The sequence below is a fragment of the Streptomyces aquilus genome (assembly GCF_003955715.1).
GTDB lineage: Bacteria > Actinomycetota > Actinomycetes > Streptomycetales > Streptomycetaceae > Streptomyces > Streptomyces aquilus.
Window position 1 is genome coordinate 7,998,570 of sequence record NZ_CP034463.1, and the last position, 16,735, is coordinate 8,015,304.

Consider the following 16,735-nt stretch of genomic DNA (forward strand, 5'->3'; position numbering starts at 1 on the left):
CCGTGAGCATAGGAAACGCCCGGTTCGGCGACAAGGGGGCGCCGTGGCCGTGCTACGCCGCGGCCTCCGCCGCCTTCGCCACCGAGTTCCGCACCACCACATGCGTCCCCAACAGCAGATGCTCGTCCGGCGTGTCCGGCTCGCGCCCCAGCGCGGTCCGCACCGCGAGCCTGCCCAGCTCCTCGTACGGAACATGCACGGTCGTCAGCGCCGGATGCAGATCCCGGGCGAACGGGATGTCGTCGTACCCGGCCAGCGACACGTCGTCCGGCACCCTCAGCCCCGCCTCGCGCAGCGCGGTCAGGGCGCCCGCAGCGACCATGTCGGTGGCGGCGACCACCGCCGTGAACTGCGGCCCCCGCTCCAGGACTTGGCGCATCAGCCGATGGCCCGACTCGCGTGTGAAGTCGCCGTGCAGGACCAGCTCCGGATCGGGTTCCAGGCCGCGGGCGCGGTGGGCGGCGAGATAGCCGCGCGCACGGCCCTGGGCGGTGGTGTGGTCCGGCTTGCCGCCGAGGAACAGCACCCTCTGATGGCCCTGCGCGAGGACGTGCGCGACCAGGGCGTAGGCACCGCCCTCGTTGTCGTACTCGATGACCGTCACCGGCGCCCCGGGGCCCAGCGGCGGACGTCCGCACAGCACCAGCCGGGAGCCGGCCGAGGCGAGGGAGTCGGCCATGCGTCGGGTGCGGTCGCGGTACTCGGCGGTGTCGGCGCCGCCGCCGACCAGGATCACCGCGGCGGCCCGCTGGGCGCGCATCATCTCCACGAACTCGACCTCGCGCCGGGCGTCGCCCTCCGTGCTGCACACCAGACACAGCTGCCCGAGCCGGCTCGCCTCGCGCTCCACACCGTGCGCCATCAGCGCGAACGACGGGCCGGTGAGGTCCTCCAGCACGAACGCCAGCGTGGGGGTGGCCACGCCCGCGATCGCCTTGGCGCGCGCGTCGGCGACATAGTCCAGCTCGCGAACAGCCCGCAGGACCCGCGTCCGGGTCGTCGCGCTCACCGGATAGACCCCGCCGAGCACCCGCGACACGGTCGACGCGGACACCCCCGCGCGGGCCGCCACGTCCCGGATGGTGCTCCGGCTCGCGTCCTCGCTCTTCCTGGTCATCGCCGCCCCCGCCCCTCGCCCCGAGTTCGCGCCCACCCCGCGGGAACTGCGGCGACGTGACGGCAACCGGTTCCCGAAACGGAGGCTAGCAGCGAGCCGGGAGGAGAGGGAGGGTGCGGACTAGGCGTGCGACGACAGCGTCCCCGCGATCGACGCGATCGCCTCCGGGCCCACCCGGCAGCACCCGCCGATCAGCCGCGCCCCGGCCCCCTCCCAGGCCAGCACCTCGCCCGGCGCGAAGCTGGAACGGCCGTTCCAGGCACGGGCCTCGGCGTCCCAGGCCTCGCCGCTGTTCGGATAGACCACGACCGGCTTGCCGGTGACGCGGGCCGCGATCTCGACCGCCCCGTCCACGTCCTCGGGCGCACAGCAGTTCACGCCGACCGCGATGACCTCGTCCGCCTCGGCGGCCAGGGCGAACGCCTCCTCCAGGGGCTGCCCGGCGCGGGTACGGTCGCCCGCGACCGAGTACGACAGCCAGGCGGGCGTGTCCAGACCGCGCAGCGCCCGCAGCAGCGCCTGCGCCTCGTCGGCGTCCGGCACCGTTTCGAGGGCCAGGACGTCGGGTCCGGCCGCGGACAGCACCTCCAGGCGCGGGCGGTGGAAGGCCTCCAGCTCGGCCACGCTCAGCCCGTACCGGCCGCGGTACTCGGAGCCGTCCGCGAGCATCGCCCCGTAGGGGCCGACGGAGGCGGCGACGTACAGCGGGCGGGTGACGCCCTTCGCCTGCGCCTGCCGGGCCGCCTCGCGGGCCAGCTCCACGCTGAGGGACAGCAGCTCGGCGGCGCGGTCGTGGCCGATGCCGCGCTTCTCGAAGCCCTCGAACGTCGCCTGGTAGCTGGAGGTGATCGCGACGTCCGCGCCCGACTCGTAATACGCGAGGTGCGCCTCGGTGATCGCCTCGGGGCGCTCGGCGAGCAGACGGGCCGACCACAGCTCGTCGCTCAGGTCGTGCCCGGCGGACTCGAGCTGGTTGGACATGCCGCCGTCGAGGACGACGGTGCGGGTGGCTAGTGCCTGGGCGAGGGTGGAGGTGCTGGTCATGGTGTTGACAGTAGTCGTTGCGGCTACGGGGGTGCCTGTCGATGGTCGTGGCCGGATGCGGGCCGGCGGCGGCTGGTCGCGCCCGCGCGGCGGAGCCGCACATCGACACAGCCCCGCGCCCCCGAGGGGCGTGACTCCGCGGTGCTCATCAGTGTGCCGCGTGCCGTCCACCTCGCCCACCCCGTCCGCGCCTGTACCGCGTCGCCGGGACCGCCAGGCCACCCAGGAGGCCCAGACCCAGGGCGTACGGCCACCAGCCGAGCCGGTCGTCCTGTTCGGCGCCCGCGGTGCGGGTCACGTCGGCTGCGGCGGGCGGGGTTGCTGCTGCCTTGGTGGTCTTGGGTGCGGCCGCGGTGAGGACGACGTCGTTGCCGTCGCCGCCCTGGTAGCTGATCCGGTAGGTGGTGTCGTCGAGCTTGAGCTTCGTGCCCTCCTTCAGCCCGGTGAAGGCGCCCTTGGTCTTCGCCGCCCCCTCGTGGTCCAGCACGGTGATCTTCTTCGCGGGGTCGGCCCCGGCCGCCGCCAGGTCGAGGTCACCGGCCAGCCGGACCGCGCCGGTCACCTTCAACGGCTCGGCACCCAGCACGAGTTCACCCTTCGCGCGCTGCGTGTACGCCCCGGCGACCGTGAGGCCGCCCCGCACCACGCCGTCGTTCGTCACCGCCCCCTTCACCGTGCCCTCGCCGCTCAGCGAGGTCGCCACTCGTAGCCCCGCCGTACCGGCGTCGAGGCGTGCGCCGGGCGTGGTCAGCCGGATCGCCTTGCTGCGCAGCAGAGTTGCCCCGCCGCGCAGCGCCAGCGTGCCCTTCTTCACCGTCGTCGTCCCGGTGTACGTCACCGAGGTCCCCGTCAGGGTCGTCGTCGCGCTGCCCGTCTGCGTGAGCGAGCCGCTGCCGCTGATCCGGGGCAGGGCAAGGGGCTTGGTCACGTTGTTCAGGACCAGCGAGCCGTTGTTGACGACCTTGTACAGGCTTCCTGCCGTGTACAGCCCACCGTCGGCGCCCGCCCGGCCGCTGCCCAACCGCAGCACCGCGCCCTTCTCGACGGTCGTGGAGCCGTCGTAGTACTGGACGGCCGCGAACGTGACGTCGTTGCCGCGTGTCCCGGCGATGACGATGTCCCCGGCGCCGGGCGCCGCCAGCGTGTCGTGGAACCTGCCGCCGCCGATGGGGGCGCCCAGCGTCACCGGGCCGTTGTAGTCGAAGGTGAGGAGGGAACGGGAGCGTGCGGCCAGGAGGTTGATGTAGACCGTCTCCGCCGTGCCCGGCATGAAGATCTTGTGCGTGGTGCCGTCGCCCCACTGGACGTTGGCGCCCTTGATGTTGGTGCCGCGCTTGTTGACGTTCTTGCGGGCGGGCGTCCAGTTCAGGGCCGGGTCGCTCAGCGAGGGGTCGGTGTCGCCGCCCTGGTCCGACCAGCTGTACTGGCCCCTGAGGATCACCTTGCTGCCGGGCCGGGACTGGACGTTGATGTCGCTGCCGTACTCGCGCTGGTAGAAGTCCATGCCCATCGTGACCGTCTGGCCGAGCGGGGTGTCCACGGTCCAGGTGCCCTGGTTGAGGACCTTGCGCGTCCCCGGCAGGGAGGTCGCGTACTCCGGCCGTCCGGCGTTCGTCTGCGTGCCGTTGTCGATGACGCCCGAGAAGGGGCCGGACGTCACGTCCCACGTGGCCCAGAGGAAGCGGGGCTGGGTGATCAGGCCGGTGCCGCTGATGGTGCCCAGGTTGTAGGCGACGTCCTTCAGGGACAGCCGCAGGGTGCCGTCGACCCGGATGTTGTCCTGGTTGAGGCGGAACGCCGGGGTGTTGTACGGGTAGTGGCCGATCACCCCGGCCGAGCCGCCGTTGCCGTACTGGAGCGTGGCGCCTCGGGCGACCGTGATGGCGGGCGGGTCGGGGGTGGCGGTGGTGACGTAGGGGTGGTTGCCGCCCTGGACCGACACCTTCTGCCGCTGCCGTGCCTTCGGGAGCGTGAAGTCGCTGTCCCTGGTCAGGATCAGCGTCCCGCTGCCGCGCACGGTGAGCGTGCCCTCGCCGCGGAAGACCCCGTCGTACGTCGTCGTCCCGGACGGCACGGTGACGACCGTGTCGCCGGTGAGCGTGACGTCCCGGCCCGCGAGCACGTCGGCGGTGACGTCCCGGGCACCGGCGGCCTGGGCAGGGGGAGCGGTGGCGAGGAGGGCGGCGACCGCGGCGAGGGCGCCGGCGGCCGCTGCTGTCTTGTGGGTATGGCTGTGCACGGGAGGGGAGACGCGGCGGGGCGGCGGGCGATAACAGAAAGTCGGCCCTGAGGACACGCCTCCGCAGGCGTCCGGGACACGCCAACAGAAAGCGCTCGCAGAAAGCGCCTTCTCTCGTCGCGTCCAACCCGTTGACCTCCCCTGTTACCCGCCGTACCTTTCGGCTGTTCGCAATAACAACAGATGTTCTCAATATCGAACATCACTCTCAGGACACCCCCACCCGAGAGGCAGTCCGTATGAGCCGCGTTCCCCCCGCCCCCGACCGACGACTGCTGCTGAAGGGCGCCCTGGCCGCGGGCGCCCTGGCCGCGACCCCCACCATCGCCGTAGCCGCACCGAGCCCGGAGAAGGCCGCCGCGTTCGTGAACCCGCTGGTCCGCAATCGCGCCGACCCGCACATCCACCGGCACTCCGACGGCACGTACTACTTCACGGCCACCGCCCCGGAGTACGACCGGATCATCCTGCGCCGCTCCCGCACCCTGAACGGTCTCGCGACCGCCGCCGAGTCGGTCATCTGGACCAAGCACGCCACCGGCCCGATGGGCGCGCACATCTGGGCGCCGGAGATCCACCGCATCGGCGGCAAGTGGTACATCTACTTCGCGTCCGCGCCCGCCGAGAGCGTGTGGGACATCAGGATCTGGGTCCTGGAGAACGCCAACCACGACCCGTTCAAGGGCCCTTGGGTCGAGCGCGGCCAGATGAAGACCGCCTGGGAGACCTTCTCCCTCGACGCCACCACCTTCACCCACCGCGGCACCCGCTACCTCGCCTGGGCCCAGCACGAGCCCGGGATGGACAACAACACCGCCCTGTGGCTGTCGAAGATGGCGAACCCGTGGACCCTGACGGGCCCTCAAGTACGGCTGTCCACGCCCGAGTACGACTGGGAGTGCGTCGGCTACAAGGTCAACGAGGGCCCGTCCGTCATCGCCCGCAACGGCCGGCTCTTCATGTCGTACTCGGCCAGCGCCACCGACTTCCACTACTGCATGGGCCTGCTGACCGTCGACGCGAACGCCGACCTCATGGACCCCGCGAACTGGTCCAAGTCGCCGACGCCGGTCTTCACCAGCAACGACACGACCAAGCAGTACGGCCCCGGCCACAACTGCTTCACCGTCGCCGAGGACGGCCGCAGCGACGTCCTCGTCTACCACGCACGCCCGTACAAGGACATCGTCGGCGACCCGCTGAACGACCCCAACCGGCACACCCGCGTCCAGAAGCTCGGCTGGCACGCGGACGGCACCCCCGATTTCGGCATCCCGGTGGCGGACACCACCGTCACGGACCTGGAGGTCGCGTCATGAGACGTGCGTACGCGGTACTGCTCGCCCTCTGTCTGGCCCTCGCCGGCGCCCTCGTGACCGCCGGTCCCGCCCAGGCCGCGGCCCTCACCATCCCCAACGGCGTCCAGTTCACCGACACTTCGGGCAACGCCCTGCACGCCCATGGCGGCGGCGTCATCAAGGTCGGGTCGTACTACTACTGGTTCGGTGAGAACCGCAACGCCGACAACACCTTCAAGGCCGTCTCCGTCTACCGCTCCACCGACCTGAAGAACTGGGAGTTCAGGAACAACGTCCTGACCCAGTCCTCCGCCTCGGAGCTGGGCACCGCCTACATCGAGCGGCCCAAGGTCATCTACAACGCCGCCACCGGCAAGTTCGTGATGTGGATGCACAAGGAGAACGGCACCGACTACAGCGAGGCCCGCGCGGCCGTCGCCGTCTCCGACACCGTCGACGGCAGCTACACCTACCAGGGCAGCTTCCGCCCGCTCGGCCAGTACATGTCCCGGGACATCACCACGTACGTCGACACCGACGGCACCGCCTACATGGTCTCGGCCGCCAACGAGAACTACGACCTGCACATCTACAGGCTCAACGCCTCCTACACCGGCATCGACAGCCTGGTCGCCAACCCCTGGCCGGGCGGCCACCGCGAGGCACCGGCGCTGTTCAAGCGGGGCGGCGTCTACTTCATGCTCACTTCGGGCGCCACCGGCTGGAGCGCCAACCAGCAGCAGTACGCCACCGCCACCTCGCTCGCCGGACCGTGGTCCTCGATGGCGAACGTCGGCGACTCCACGACGTACAACTCCCAGACCGCGTACGTCCTCCCGATCTCCGGGACGTCCGGCACCTCGTACCTCTACATGGGCGACCGCTGGGGCAACTCCTTCGGCGGGACCGTCAGCGACTCCCGGTACGTGTGGCTGCCGCTGACCTTCCCCACCTCCACCACGATGTCCATGTCCTGGTACCCGGAGATCACCGTGGACACGGCCGCCGGCACCATCGGCGGGACGAGCGCCACGTACAACACGCTGATCGCGCGCCACAGTTCCAAGTGCGCGGACGTGGCCAACCAGTCGCTCTGGCAGGGCGTCGCCATCAGCCAGTACACCTGCAACGGCGGTGGCAACCAGAAGTGGTGGTTCAAGGACCTGGGCACCGGCTACTACCAGCTGGTCGGCCGCGGCAGCTCCCTGTGCCTCCAGGAGAACGCCGCCGACGTCACCCAGGAGAACTGCAACTCCGGTGCCACCACCCAGCAGTGGTCGGTGGCCGCCTCGGGCTCGTACGTCACCATCAAGGCCCGCGCCACCGGCGAGTGCCTCGACGTGAACGGCGCGTCCACCGCCAACTCCGCCGCGATCATCACGTACACCTGCAACGGAGCGACCAACCAGCAGTGGACGCGCGGAACGTGACCCTACGTCAGGCGAGCAGGTCGATCGCGTCGATCGAGGTGCCCGCGCTGAGATAGGCGGTCGACCCCGAACCGCTCACCACGTTGATCTTCAGGATGTTGTACTGGCTGGTGTCCGTGAGCCAGGCGCTCGCCGGGACGCTGTAGGTGAACGTGTAGTTGTTCCCCCGGTAGGAGCCGTTGGTCAGTGACCGGGTGCTCGGCTGGGTGGGCGGGGAGGGGATGGCCGACGTCCAGGTGTCGTTGACGACGACCTGCGGCCGTCCGTTGGCGTAGGCCGTCGTCACGCCGATGCGCAGGGTGTGGGCGGCGGCGGCCTGGGCGGCGGTCAGCTTGAAGTACACCAGCAGACCGCTGTTGACGTCCTTCCAGAGATAGCAGGGGAAGGCCGAGGTCTCGGTACCGCTGCCGATGACCACGTTGCCGGTCCAGGCCGCGGCCCGGACGTCGGACGGATGGGCGTACGTCATCAGGTCGGCGTTCTTGAAGCCGCTGGGGGTGCCGTTCCAGTCGTTGATGCGCCAGATCGCGCTCGCGTTGCTCGGATCGTTCGAGGACGGGATCGCGATCGTGTTGAGGGTGGTCGTGCCACCCGCGGTCACCGTCACCGAGGTGGTGTGGACGGCGAGTTCGCCCTTGTAGACGGTCAGCGTGTACGTCCCCGGCAGTACTCCGGCGATCGAGAAGTAGCCGTCGGACGACCGCGCCGAACCCCAGTACTGGGCGGCCGAGTTGGCTACGCCGACCGTGTACGGGTACGCCGTGTCGCGGCCGGTGATCCCGACGCCCGCGACCCGGCCGCGGCCGCTCGCCGCCACGTACCCGGCGATGCCGAGCGAGTCCGCCCAGGAGGTGGTCAGGGTGCCGGGGTAGAGCGAGGAGGAGGGGGCGCCGCCGTCCGTGAGGGCGATGACGTACGGGCCCTGGAGGCCGAAGCGCTCGTCCTCGGTCTGGTTCTGCGCGTAGTGCAGGATCTCGTACAGGCCGCCGCCGTCCGCGCTCTGGTGGCGCAGGAGGGAGCGGTAGAAGGGGCCGCCGGAGGCCTTCTCGTGGTTGGAGCGGACGATCCACAGGCCGACGCCGTTGGCGCTCCAGCCGATGTAGTTGTAGTCGATGACCCGCAGCTTGGAGTAGTGCTTGGAGCGGGTCTGGCCGTCGGACTTCGCGAAGACGTCCGAGGCCTCGATGGTGGTGGGCGCGTAAGTGTAGGAATCGGGCTCGTCGTTGAGGAACAGGCCGGCCTTGACGCGCAGGATGAAGCGGGTCGAGGCGACCGAGGTGTCGGCGCGGTTGGTCCACAGGTAGACGTTGTTCTCGCCGCTGCGGGCCGCGTAGTAGTGCCTGAGCGTGCCGTACGCGACCGAGACCAGGATCGTCGATCCGGACTGACGGATCGTCACCGTCGAGGTGCCGAGGCCGGATTCGATGTGCGAGTTCTTTCCGCCGTAGCCCTGGTACTCGGTGCCCTTGTAGACCAGCGAGGTCAGGTCGCCGTTGGTCTTGCTGACCTTGAAGACGAGGTTGGCGCCGGTGTCGACGACGTAGTTCGAGCCGTCGTCGGTCCAGCCGAAGGACGCGGCGGACGCCGGCCGGGCGAGCGGCCCGGCGAGCGCGGCGGTACCGGCCGCGGCGGCGCTGCCGATGACGAAGGCGCGGCGGCCGACCGCTCTGCGGGATGCGGCTCCGGACATGGGGGTGCCTCCTTCGAGAGACATGTGGGGGAGGTGCGGGTGTCAGTGAGAGTGACAGTTGAATCGATTTCGCGAAAGGGCTTTCGCTTGCGGGAGGTTGGCAATCTTGTGAAATCGATCCGAGGTCTAGAAAGCGCTTGCCGATAGGGGTACGGTCCAGCCGCCAGGTCTTGCCATGTGTCGGAGGAGCAGCGAATGAGACGTTTCAACCTCGCCGTGCTGGCGGCCCTCACTCTGGGCGCCGGACTCACCGCCGTACCGGCGCACGCCGGAGAGGTGCGCGCCGGGGAGGCGCACGCCCCGCTCGGCATCGCCAACTGCACCGCCGGCGCCTGCCACTTCGACGTCCCGGCGGGCACGTACGACGTGAAGGTCCTCCTCGGCGGCGACGCCGACTCCAGCACCGCGATCAGCGGCGAGACCCGGCGCTCCCTGCTGCCGGCGACGGCCGCGCCCGCCGGTGAGCGGGTGGCCCGCAGCTTCACCGTGAACGTCCGCACCCCCGAGGGCGAGCCCACCGGCGCCGAGGGCAGCCCCGGCCTCGACCTCGTCATCGGCGGCACGGCCCCGGCGCTCGCCGACATCAAGGTCACCCCGGCGCGTCATGCCCGCCAGATCCTCCTCGTCGGCGACTCCACCGTCTGCGACCAGCCCGGCGACCCCTACTCCGGCTGGGGCCAGCAACTGCCCCAGTACCTGCGCAAGGGGCTCTCCGTCGCCAACTACGCCGACTCCGGCGAGAGCACGGTCAGCTACCTCGCGAGTCCCCAGCTCTGGGGCACCGTCCAGCCGCTGATCCGCCCCGGCGATCTCGTTCTCGTCCAGCTCGCCCACAACGACAAGACGACCGACGGGGCGACCTACCGGGCGAACCTGGAGACTCTGGTCGCCGGGATCCGCGAAAAGGGCGGTGAGCCTGTCCTCGTGACGCCGATCGTGCGACGCTGGTTCAACTCGGACGGCACCTTGAACAACAACACCGCACTCCTGGTCAACGGCCTCGGCGTCGACCACCCCGCCGTCATCCGCTCGGTCGCGGCAGACAACGGCGTCCCGCTGATCGATCTGACCGCGAGGACGAAGTCGCTCGTGGAGTCGCTCGGGACGGAGGGCTCCAAGGCGCTGTACCTGTACAACGAGAAGCGGGACAACACGCATACGTCCGTGCAGGGGGCCACGGTGTACGCCGGGCTCGTCCGGGACGAACTGCTTGCCCAGCATCTGGTGCCGGAAGGCCTGGTGCGGGCGGAATGAGCCCCTGGGGCGCCTCGACCGGAACCGGGGCGCCCCAGGCCTACCGGCCGAGGGGCGGGTATGCGTCGGCGGGCCGGTGGGGGCTGGTCGCGCCCACGCGGCGGAGCCGCATAGGGATACAGCCCCGCGCCCCTTCGGGACGTCATACTTCGCCAAGATCGAAAGCGAGCCCATGCACCTTCCCTCCGAAGACCGTGTCGTGAGCCCTTACACCGGTTACACCCGCGCCCACTGGGAAGCCGCCGCGGACCGGCTGCTCGCCGCGACCGAGCCGTATGCCGTCGAAGGCGGCGCTCTCTATCAGTTTCCCGGTACGCACACGAGCTGGTCCGGGCGGCTTTCCGACGGGTTGGAGGGGTACGCCCGCACCTTGCTGCTCGCCGCCTTCCGGCGTGACGAGACCGCGTTGGGGCGGTACGCGGACGGGCTCGCCGCCGGGGTCTCCGGTGTCTGGCCGCGCATCGAGGACCGCAGCCAGCCGCTCGTCGAGGCCGCCTCGATCGCCCTCGCGCTGCGGCTGACGCGACCCCTCCTTTGGGACCGGCTCGACGACGGTGTGCGGGAGCGGGCGGTCGGCTGGCTCGGTGATGCGCTCGGCGCCGAGGCCTGGCCCTGCAACTGGGAGCTGTTCCCTGTCACCGTCGGCGGGTTCCTGAAGGAGATCGGGTACGAGACCGAGGCGGCCGGCAAGGCGATCGACCGTGGTCTGGAGCGGATCGAGGAGTGGTACGTCGGCGGCGGCTGGTACACCGACGGCGACGGCCGCAAGTACGACTACTACAACGGCTGGGCGATGCACCTCTACCCGGTGCTGCACGCCTGGCTGGCCGACGACAGCCGGCTCCTGAGCCGGTACGGCGACCGCCTCGAAGCCCATCTCGCCGACTACGCCCATCTGTTCGGCGGCGACGGCGCTCCGCTGCACCAGGGGCGTTCCCTCACCTACCGCTTCGCGACCACCGCCCCGCTGTGGCTCGGCGCCCTGACCGGCCGTACCCCGCTGACGCCGGGGGAGACGCGGCGGCTGGCGTCCGGGGCGCTGAAGTACTTCCTGGACCGGGGTGCGGTGAACACGGACGGGCTGTTGACGCTGGGCTGGCACGGTCCTGACGAGGCCGTCCTTCAGGGGTACTCCGGTCCCGCCTCCCCGTACTGGGCCAGCAAGGCCTTCCTCGGGCTGCTGCTGCCGCCCGAGCACGAGGTGTGGACGGCCCCCGAGGAACCCGGACCGGCGGAGCGCGCGGACGTGGTGCGGTCGATCGGCGCCCCCAACTGGCTGATCCAGTCGACGCGTTCGGATGGTCTGGTCCGTCTCCACAACCACGGCAGCGAGGACGTCCGCTACGACCCGTACTACACGCGCCTCGCCTATTCGACGGTGACGACGCCTTCACCGTCGTACGACAACAGCGTGATCGTCGGGGACGATCCGAGCCGTACGGACATCGAGCCGCTGGGCGTCGGGGACGGCTGGGCGGCCTCGCGGCACGCGGCGGGTGGGGGAGCGCGGGTGACCAGTCTGGTGCTGGCGCACGGAGCCGTGGAGGTACGGGCGCACCTGGTGGCGGGGGTGGAGCCGGGGACGCCGGTGCGGGTCACGGGGTGGGCCGGTGTCGAGGGGGTGCGGGCGGAGATCCTGCCGGTCGTCGGGTTGGGGCCCGGGCTGTCCGGCGTGACCGGGGACGGGGACAGCCTGTTCGTCGCCGTGGTCCGGCTCACTGGTGAGGCGGAGGCCGAGCCGTTGGAGGACGCGGTGCGCGTGCGTCTCGACAACTCGGGTGTGCTGCACGTGCGTTGGGGAGGCGAGGGGGCGGTCGAGGCTCGGGTGGACAGTGCCGGTGTGGACGTCAACGCCGTGCGGTGAGCCGGCTCGGGCAGTATGGGGATCATGGGTGGGGGAGACGAACTCGTAGAACTGCTGGGGCGGGCCGGGCTCGACGTCGTGGGGGAGCGGCGGGTCGAGGAGGTGCTGCCGCCTCCGTTCGCCTGGCGGTACGTCGTCGCGGGGGAGGTCGAGGCGGCCGTGTCGGTTTCCCTGGAGCGGGCCGCCCGCGTCGGTGAACTCAACGCCGCGTGGCATCGGTTGGCGTCCGAGGCCGGGGTCTTCGGTGTTGATGGGGTGTTCCTCGTCGACTTTCCCGGAAGCCGGACCGACGGGTGGGTGAGGGTGCGGCTGCGCGGCGAGTGGGATCTCGCCGGTGTGCTCGGGGAGCGGCCCGGGCACACCGGGTTCGTCACCATGGCGCTGGACGGGGACGCCCTGGTGGGGGCCGGCACCGGGGAGGACGCGGTGCGGCTCGTCGCCGTCGAAGGGGTTCGGGCGCGGCGGGAGGAGGCTGCCCGGGTCGCGGGGCGGGAGAGCCCGCAGGAGCGGGCGGCTGCCTGGGAGGCGCTGTTCCAGGGGCCCAAGTGCCCGCCGCGGGTGCTGGATTCCTGGGCGAGCGGGCTCTCGCTGAACCCCGCCCTGCCGACCGAACTGCGGCCGCTGCTGCCGGTGCTGACCTCCTACGCCCTGTACGGCGCCCTGCCGACCGAGGTCGTGGACGGACTGCTCGCCGACCCCGACTGGGAGGTCCGGCTCAGGACCGCCGGCACCCAGCCGGGCATCACCCCCGAGCAGTGGGGCCGCGTGCTCCTCGCCGAGCGGGACGAGCGGCAGCGGTGGCTCCTCGCCATGACGGCGGGGGAGTTCCGGGCCCGGGTCGCCGAGGACGCCTGCCGGGTCCTCGCCGCCGACCCGTCCGCGCGCGTGCGGTCCGAGGCCGCGCGCCTCGAAGGGCTGCCCGCCTCCGTGGCGGTCGCGCTGGCCGCCGACCCGGCCGACGGTGTGCGTGCCGTGGCCTGCCGGACCGCCTGGCCTCATCTCGACGCGGCGGGCCGCGAGGCGCTCCTCGCCGACCCGCACGCCGTCGTGCGGGCCAGGGCGCGGGTGCTGTACCACCGGGACCACCCGATGCCCCGGTCGGTGTTCGACGCCGAGGACGTGGAGAGCGCGGCTCTGGAGACCTGCCTCCTGGAGCGTGACCTCGCCGAGCACCTGGTCCGCCACGGGGACCGTGCGCAGCGCTGGTCCCTCGCCGCCAACCCGCGTCTGGACCCTGACCTGGTCGCCCTTCTCGCCGAGGACCCGGACGACGGGGTTCGCTTCCAGGTGTCCACCCGGCCCGACCTCACCGAGGAGCAGCGGGCCGCCGTCCCGGTCGAACGCGACCCGGGAATCCGCTACTTCGAGCTGGACTGGGTCAAGGACCTGCACGAGGACGAGGACGCCATGCGGCGCCTGGCCGCCTCCGCCCACTTCCTCGTGCGCAGAGGCGTGGCCAGGGCCCGGCGTCTGCCCCCGGACGTCGTCGAACGCCTCGCCCGCGACGAGGACCGGATCGTCCAGCTGTTCCTCGCCGAGTCCTGCGACGACGCGCCCGCCGACCTGCTGCTGCGGGTGTGGCAGTGGTGGGACGGCAGCCTCAGCACCCCCGACCGGCCGCGCGGCCACCCGAACTTCCCCCGCCGCGGCCTCGTCCGGTACGCCGACGACCCGAACCCGCGGATGCGTCAACTGGCCCTGGACGACCCCGAGTCGACGCCCGAGCTGGTCGAGCGGCTCAGCCGGGACGGCAGCGTGGAGGTGCGGTACCGCGCCGCGACCGACCCACGGCTGTCGGCGACCGCCGTGGCACGGCTGCTGGAGGACCCGTACGAGCACGTACGGCAGGCCGCGGCACTGCACCCGCGGATGCCGGCCCGGTTGCTGGTCGGGCTGCTGCGCGGGGGCGGGGTGGAGACGGCGGCGCGGAACCCGGGGCTGCCGGTCGAGGTCATGCGGCGGATGGTCGGGGCCATGGATGCCGCCCAGGGCGGGCGGGACTGACCATCCGCGGGTCGGGTAATGGGTTGCCTGGCTTCACGGCAGGGCACCAAGATCGCTCACATGACCTCTCTGATTCGCCATGTGACGATCGACTGCTCCGATGCCTACGCCCTCGCGACGTTCTGGTCCAAGGTGCTCGACCAGCCCCTCCACGAGGAGGACGAGCCCGGTGACCCCATGGCGCTGATCGAGGCCGCGGGTGTGCTCTTCGTGAGCGTCCCCGAGACCAAGACGGTCAAGAACCGCGTCCACTTCGACCTCCAGCCCCAGGACCGCACCCGCGACGAGGAGGTCGAGCGCCTCCTCGCCCTCGGCGCGACCGTCGTGGACGACCAGCGCAGGCCCGACGGGACCGGGTGGGTGGTGATGGCCGACCCCGAGGGCAACGAGTTCTGCGTGGAGCGGAGCCAGGCGGAACGCGGCGAGTAGCGGGCGAGGACACTTCGACGGGGGCCGAACGGTTACGGCTCCGGCGTGCCGGTCCATGACCGAGCATCCGCACGACACCCCCGCCCGGGCCGTCACCGGCATGGTCGATCACGTTCTCCGCGGGCGGACCACCGGCACGCGTCGACGAGCGCCTCGTGCGCCGCTCACTCGTCCGTGGACGCCTCGCGGGGCCAGTTCTCCAGCAGGACGTGCAGGGCGTCGATCGCGCGGGCCCAGGACTTCCGTACGTCGCGGGCGGCACCGAAGCCGCCGGTGGACTCCAGGGCGCAGTAGCCGTGGAAGGTGCTGCGCAGCAGGCGTACGGCGTCGGTGAGGTCGGGTTCCTTCAGGCCGTAGGCGCGGAGCATGCCGTAGGTGATCTCGGCGGTTCGGCGGAAGCCGGGGGAGTCGGCGATGAGGGCCTGGTCGACACGGATCTGGGTGGCCGCGTAGCGGCCGGGCCGCTCCAGGGCGTACTCCCGGTACGCCCCGGCGAACGCGGCCAGCGCGTCCTTGCCGGCCCGGCCCGCGACGGCGACGGCGATCCGGTCGATCATCTCCGCCCCGGCGAGCAGGGCGACGCGGGTGCGCAGTTCCTGGAGGTTCTTGATGTGCGAGTACAGACTCGCGTCCTTGACCCCGAAGTGCCGGGCGAGCGCGGACATGGTGACCTTCTCGAACCCGACCTCGTCGGCGAGCTCGGCCGCCGCCTCGGTGAGCCGATCGGCGGTGATTCCTGCGCGGGCCATGGGGGTCTCGTCTCCGGCTCTCCGACCAACCTAGAGACCCTAGGTTACACGCTAGTGCCCACAGGGTCACCGGCAGTGTCTGCCGGTCGCCGCCGTCAGCGTCACGTCCTCCGCGCGCAGGCGTAGGGCGTGGCGGGTGGTGTCGTCGCCGTGGGACGGGGATGGGTCCCAGAGCCAGAGGGTGTCGCCGCTCGCCTGGAAGGACAGGACGGGGTGGGTGGTGGGGGCGGGGCCGTTGATGACCGGGATCCGCCGGGCGAGGGGGTGTATGCAGACCAGTTCGGGCTGGAGGCCGTAGTAGGCGGGGGGACGGCGGCCCTCGGCTGCCGCGTTCATCGCCCGGTCGGCGGCCTTCTCCGTCGTGTGCAGGGAGAGTGTCACGGTCGTCAGCACCGCGACCAGCCCGGCCAGTACCAGCATCAGCCGGAAGAAGCCGCTGACGGACGGCGCCACGTTGAAGTGCCGGGCCCAGCCGCCCACGGCGAGGGCCGTCAGGACACACGCCACCGCCACGGCCAGGGGCTTGAGCGCCACGGCGTACTGCCAGAAGAAGCCGACGTGCACCGAGTCCGCCGGGATGCCGAACATGTCCTCCAGGTACACCGCGTGCAGGAACGCCCCGACCCACGGGACGACGAACGGCAGCGGCGCGGCGAGCACCGGCAGGAACCACTGCACGTTGCGGCTGAACCACGACGCACTGAGCGCGTACCAGAGGCCGAGGGCGACGAAGCCGATGCCCAGGGTGACGAGGAGCCAGACGAACTGCTGGGACAGGCTCGCCTCTTGGGAGCTCACCCAGAGGTAGCCCCCGAAGGTCAGGGCCGCCATGAACACCGCACCGCACCCCAGCCTGACCGGCCACGGACGGGGCGCGTTGGAGGTCAGCCAGGCGCCCACCGGCCAGGCGAGCCCGGCGGGAGGCAGCAGGGCCGCCCATCGCCACGGGGTCGAGAAGGCGCCGAGAACGATGCCGGACGCCAGGCATGCCAGGGCGACCGTGATCACCACCCCGACCGTGAGCGCCCGCCGTCGCGGATCGGCCGACGTCTCGTTGCTCGCCGGTCCCATCGCCACCCGGACGTCGTGCACCTCCCGGTCGAACGGCCGACCGCCGATGTTGCGCGCCTCCAACTCGGCCAGCGCCCGCTCGCGTTGGTCGTCGCCGGGCTCCCCGCGCAGATGCAGGGTGTGCCGTACGTCCCACCCGCCCACGGCGATCCACTGCTCGGCGAGCCGGCGCAGGACGGGGCCCGCCCCCTCGGGCACCTTGTGATGCACGTGATAAGTGGTGTGCGGCACGGCCGGCTTGAGCGGGACCAGCTTGGTCTCCCGCACCCATACGTCGACCTTCCGCCGGTCCGCGAGCGAGGTCAGCCGCTCGACGGCCGCCCCGCGGGCCGTCCAGCGCGAGCCGTGCACGGGTATCTCGACGATGAACGCCGTGTACCCGTCGTCGGGGGTGACCGCGTCACTGTCCCGGACCGGCCGCACCCCCCAGCCCTGGGCCTCGAACAGGCGGCCGGCCAGCTCTCGTTCGTCCTGGTCGTCGCGGACCTCGACGACCAGGCGAACCCGGCGGTTGAACGGTCCAAGAGCCTCCGGCGTCACCGGTCC

The 16,735-nt window shown here is 71.5% G+C and carries 12 protein-coding genes; 6 read left to right on the forward strand and 6 right to left on the reverse strand.

Annotated elements, in window-relative coordinates:
* Positions 1–52: 52 nt before the first annotated feature.
* From EJC51_RS36730 to EJC51_RS36740, 3 genes are all read right to left on the reverse strand, one after another.
* Positions 53–1,117, reverse strand: coding sequence for a LacI family DNA-binding transcriptional regulator (locus EJC51_RS36730; protein ID WP_126274988.1), 1,065 nt, complete (start codon positions 1,115–1,117; stop codon positions 53–55).
* Between the two features lie 120 nt (positions 1,118–1,237).
* Positions 1,238–2,161 carry a homocysteine S-methyltransferase gene (gene mmuM, locus EJC51_RS36735; RefSeq protein ID WP_126274989.1) on the reverse strand — a complete coding sequence of 308 codons (924 nt, stop codon included), beginning with the start codon at positions 2,159–2,161 and terminating at the stop codon, positions 1,238–1,240.
* Positions 2,162–2,309: 148 nt separating this feature from the next.
* Positions 2,310–4,400, reverse strand: coding sequence for an autotransporter (locus EJC51_RS36740; protein ID WP_126274990.1), 2,091 nt, complete (start codon positions 4,398–4,400; stop codon positions 2,310–2,312).
* Positions 4,401–4,639: 239 nt separating this feature from the next.
* Here EJC51_RS36740 and EJC51_RS36745 point away from each other — a divergent pair, with 239 nt between their 5' ends.
* Complete coding sequence (locus tag EJC51_RS36745) at positions 4,640–5,719, forward strand: glycoside hydrolase family 43 protein (protein WP_126274991.1); 1,080 nt, start codon at positions 4,640–4,642, stop codon at positions 5,717–5,719.
* The gene (locus EJC51_RS36750; protein ID WP_126274992.1) at positions 5,716–7,128 is read left to right on the forward strand and encodes an RICIN domain-containing protein; all 1,413 of its coding nucleotides are present in this window, start codon (positions 5,716–5,718) and stop codon (positions 7,126–7,128) included. Before EJC51_RS36745 ends, EJC51_RS36750 begins: the two co-directional genes overlap by 4 nt.
* A gap of 7 nt (positions 7,129–7,135) precedes the next feature.
* Here EJC51_RS36750 and EJC51_RS36755 read toward each other — a convergent pair whose 3' ends face one another.
* Positions 7,136–8,818: a rhamnogalacturonan lyase B N-terminal domain-containing protein gene (locus tag EJC51_RS36755; RefSeq protein ID WP_126274993.1), complete on the reverse strand. Its 1,683-nt coding sequence runs from the start codon at positions 8,816–8,818 to the stop codon at positions 7,136–7,138.
* 195 nt (positions 8,819–9,013) lie between these two features.
* Between EJC51_RS36755 and EJC51_RS36760 the strand changes: the two genes are divergently transcribed.
* The 4 genes from EJC51_RS36760 to EJC51_RS36775 all read left to right on the forward strand — a co-directional run bounded on the left by EJC51_RS36760 (position 9,014) and on the right by EJC51_RS36775 (position 14,369).
* Positions 9,014–10,072 (forward strand): rhamnogalacturonan acetylesterase, encoded by a 1,059-nt coding sequence (locus EJC51_RS36760; protein ID WP_126274994.1) that lies wholly within the window; start codon positions 9,014–9,016, stop codon positions 10,070–10,072.
* A 172-nt stretch (positions 10,073–10,244) separates the two neighbouring features.
* Positions 10,245–11,936, forward strand: coding sequence for a DUF2264 domain-containing protein (locus tag EJC51_RS36765; protein WP_126274995.1), 1,692 nt, complete (start codon positions 10,245–10,247; stop codon positions 11,934–11,936).
* A 24-nt stretch (positions 11,937–11,960) separates the two neighbouring features.
* Entirely contained in the window at positions 11,961–13,940 is a 1,980-nt protein-coding gene (locus tag EJC51_RS36770; RefSeq protein ID WP_126274996.1) for a PE-PGRS family protein, read from the forward strand.
* 60 nt (positions 13,941–14,000) lie between these two features.
* Positions 14,001–14,369, forward strand: coding sequence for a VOC family protein (locus EJC51_RS36775; protein ID WP_126274997.1), 369 nt, complete (start codon positions 14,001–14,003; stop codon positions 14,367–14,369).
* A 164-nt stretch (positions 14,370–14,533) separates the two neighbouring features.
* On the opposite strand, the gene EJC51_RS36780 is transcribed toward EJC51_RS36775, so the two are convergent.
* Together EJC51_RS36780 and EJC51_RS36785 are read right to left on the reverse strand one after the other, a co-directional pair.
* Positions 14,534–15,118, reverse strand: a complete 585-nt coding sequence (locus EJC51_RS36780) for a TetR/AcrR family transcriptional regulator (RefSeq protein WP_126274998.1) — start codon at positions 15,116–15,118, stop codon at positions 14,534–14,536.
* A gap of 66 nt (positions 15,119–15,184) precedes the next feature.
* Positions 15,185–16,729 carry a hypothetical protein gene (locus EJC51_RS36785; protein ID WP_126274999.1) on the reverse strand — a complete coding sequence of 515 codons (1,545 nt, stop codon included), beginning with the start codon at positions 16,727–16,729 and terminating at the stop codon, positions 15,185–15,187.
* Between the last annotated feature and the right edge of the window lie 6 nt (positions 16,730–16,735).

Bases quoted from the DNA above. Each gene is read 5' to 3' on its own strand.
- EJC51_RS36760 (WP_126274994.1), top strand. From the start codon at position 9,014: ATGAGACGTTTCAACCTCGCCGTGCTGGCGGCCCTCACTCTGGGCGCC.
- mmuM (WP_126274989.1), bottom strand. From the start codon at position 2,161: ATGACCAGCACCTCCACCCTCGCCCAGGCACTAGCCACCCGCACCGTC.
- EJC51_RS36780 (WP_126274998.1), bottom strand. From the start codon at position 15,118: ATGGCCCGCGCAGGAATCACCGCCGATCGGCTCACCGAGGCGGCGGCC.
- EJC51_RS36755 (WP_126274993.1), bottom strand. From the start codon at position 8,818: ATGTCCGGAGCCGCATCCCGCAGAGCGGTCGGCCGCCGCGCCTTCGTC.
- EJC51_RS36770 (WP_126274996.1), top strand. From the start codon at position 11,961: ATGGGTGGGGGAGACGAACTCGTAGAACTGCTGGGGCGGGCCGGGCTC.
- EJC51_RS36750 (WP_126274992.1), top strand. From the start codon at position 5,716: ATGAGACGTGCGTACGCGGTACTGCTCGCCCTCTGTCTGGCCCTCGCC.
- EJC51_RS36775 (WP_126274997.1), top strand. From the start codon at position 14,001: ATGACCTCTCTGATTCGCCATGTGACGATCGACTGCTCCGATGCCTAC.
- EJC51_RS36730 (WP_126274988.1), bottom strand. From the start codon at position 1,117: ATGACCAGGAAGAGCGAGGACGCGAGCCGGAGCACCATCCGGGACGTG.
- EJC51_RS36745 (WP_126274991.1), top strand. From the start codon at position 4,640: ATGAGCCGCGTTCCCCCCGCCCCCGACCGACGACTGCTGCTGAAGGGC.
- EJC51_RS36765 (WP_126274995.1), top strand. From the start codon at position 10,245: ATGCACCTTCCCTCCGAAGACCGTGTCGTGAGCCCTTACACCGGTTAC.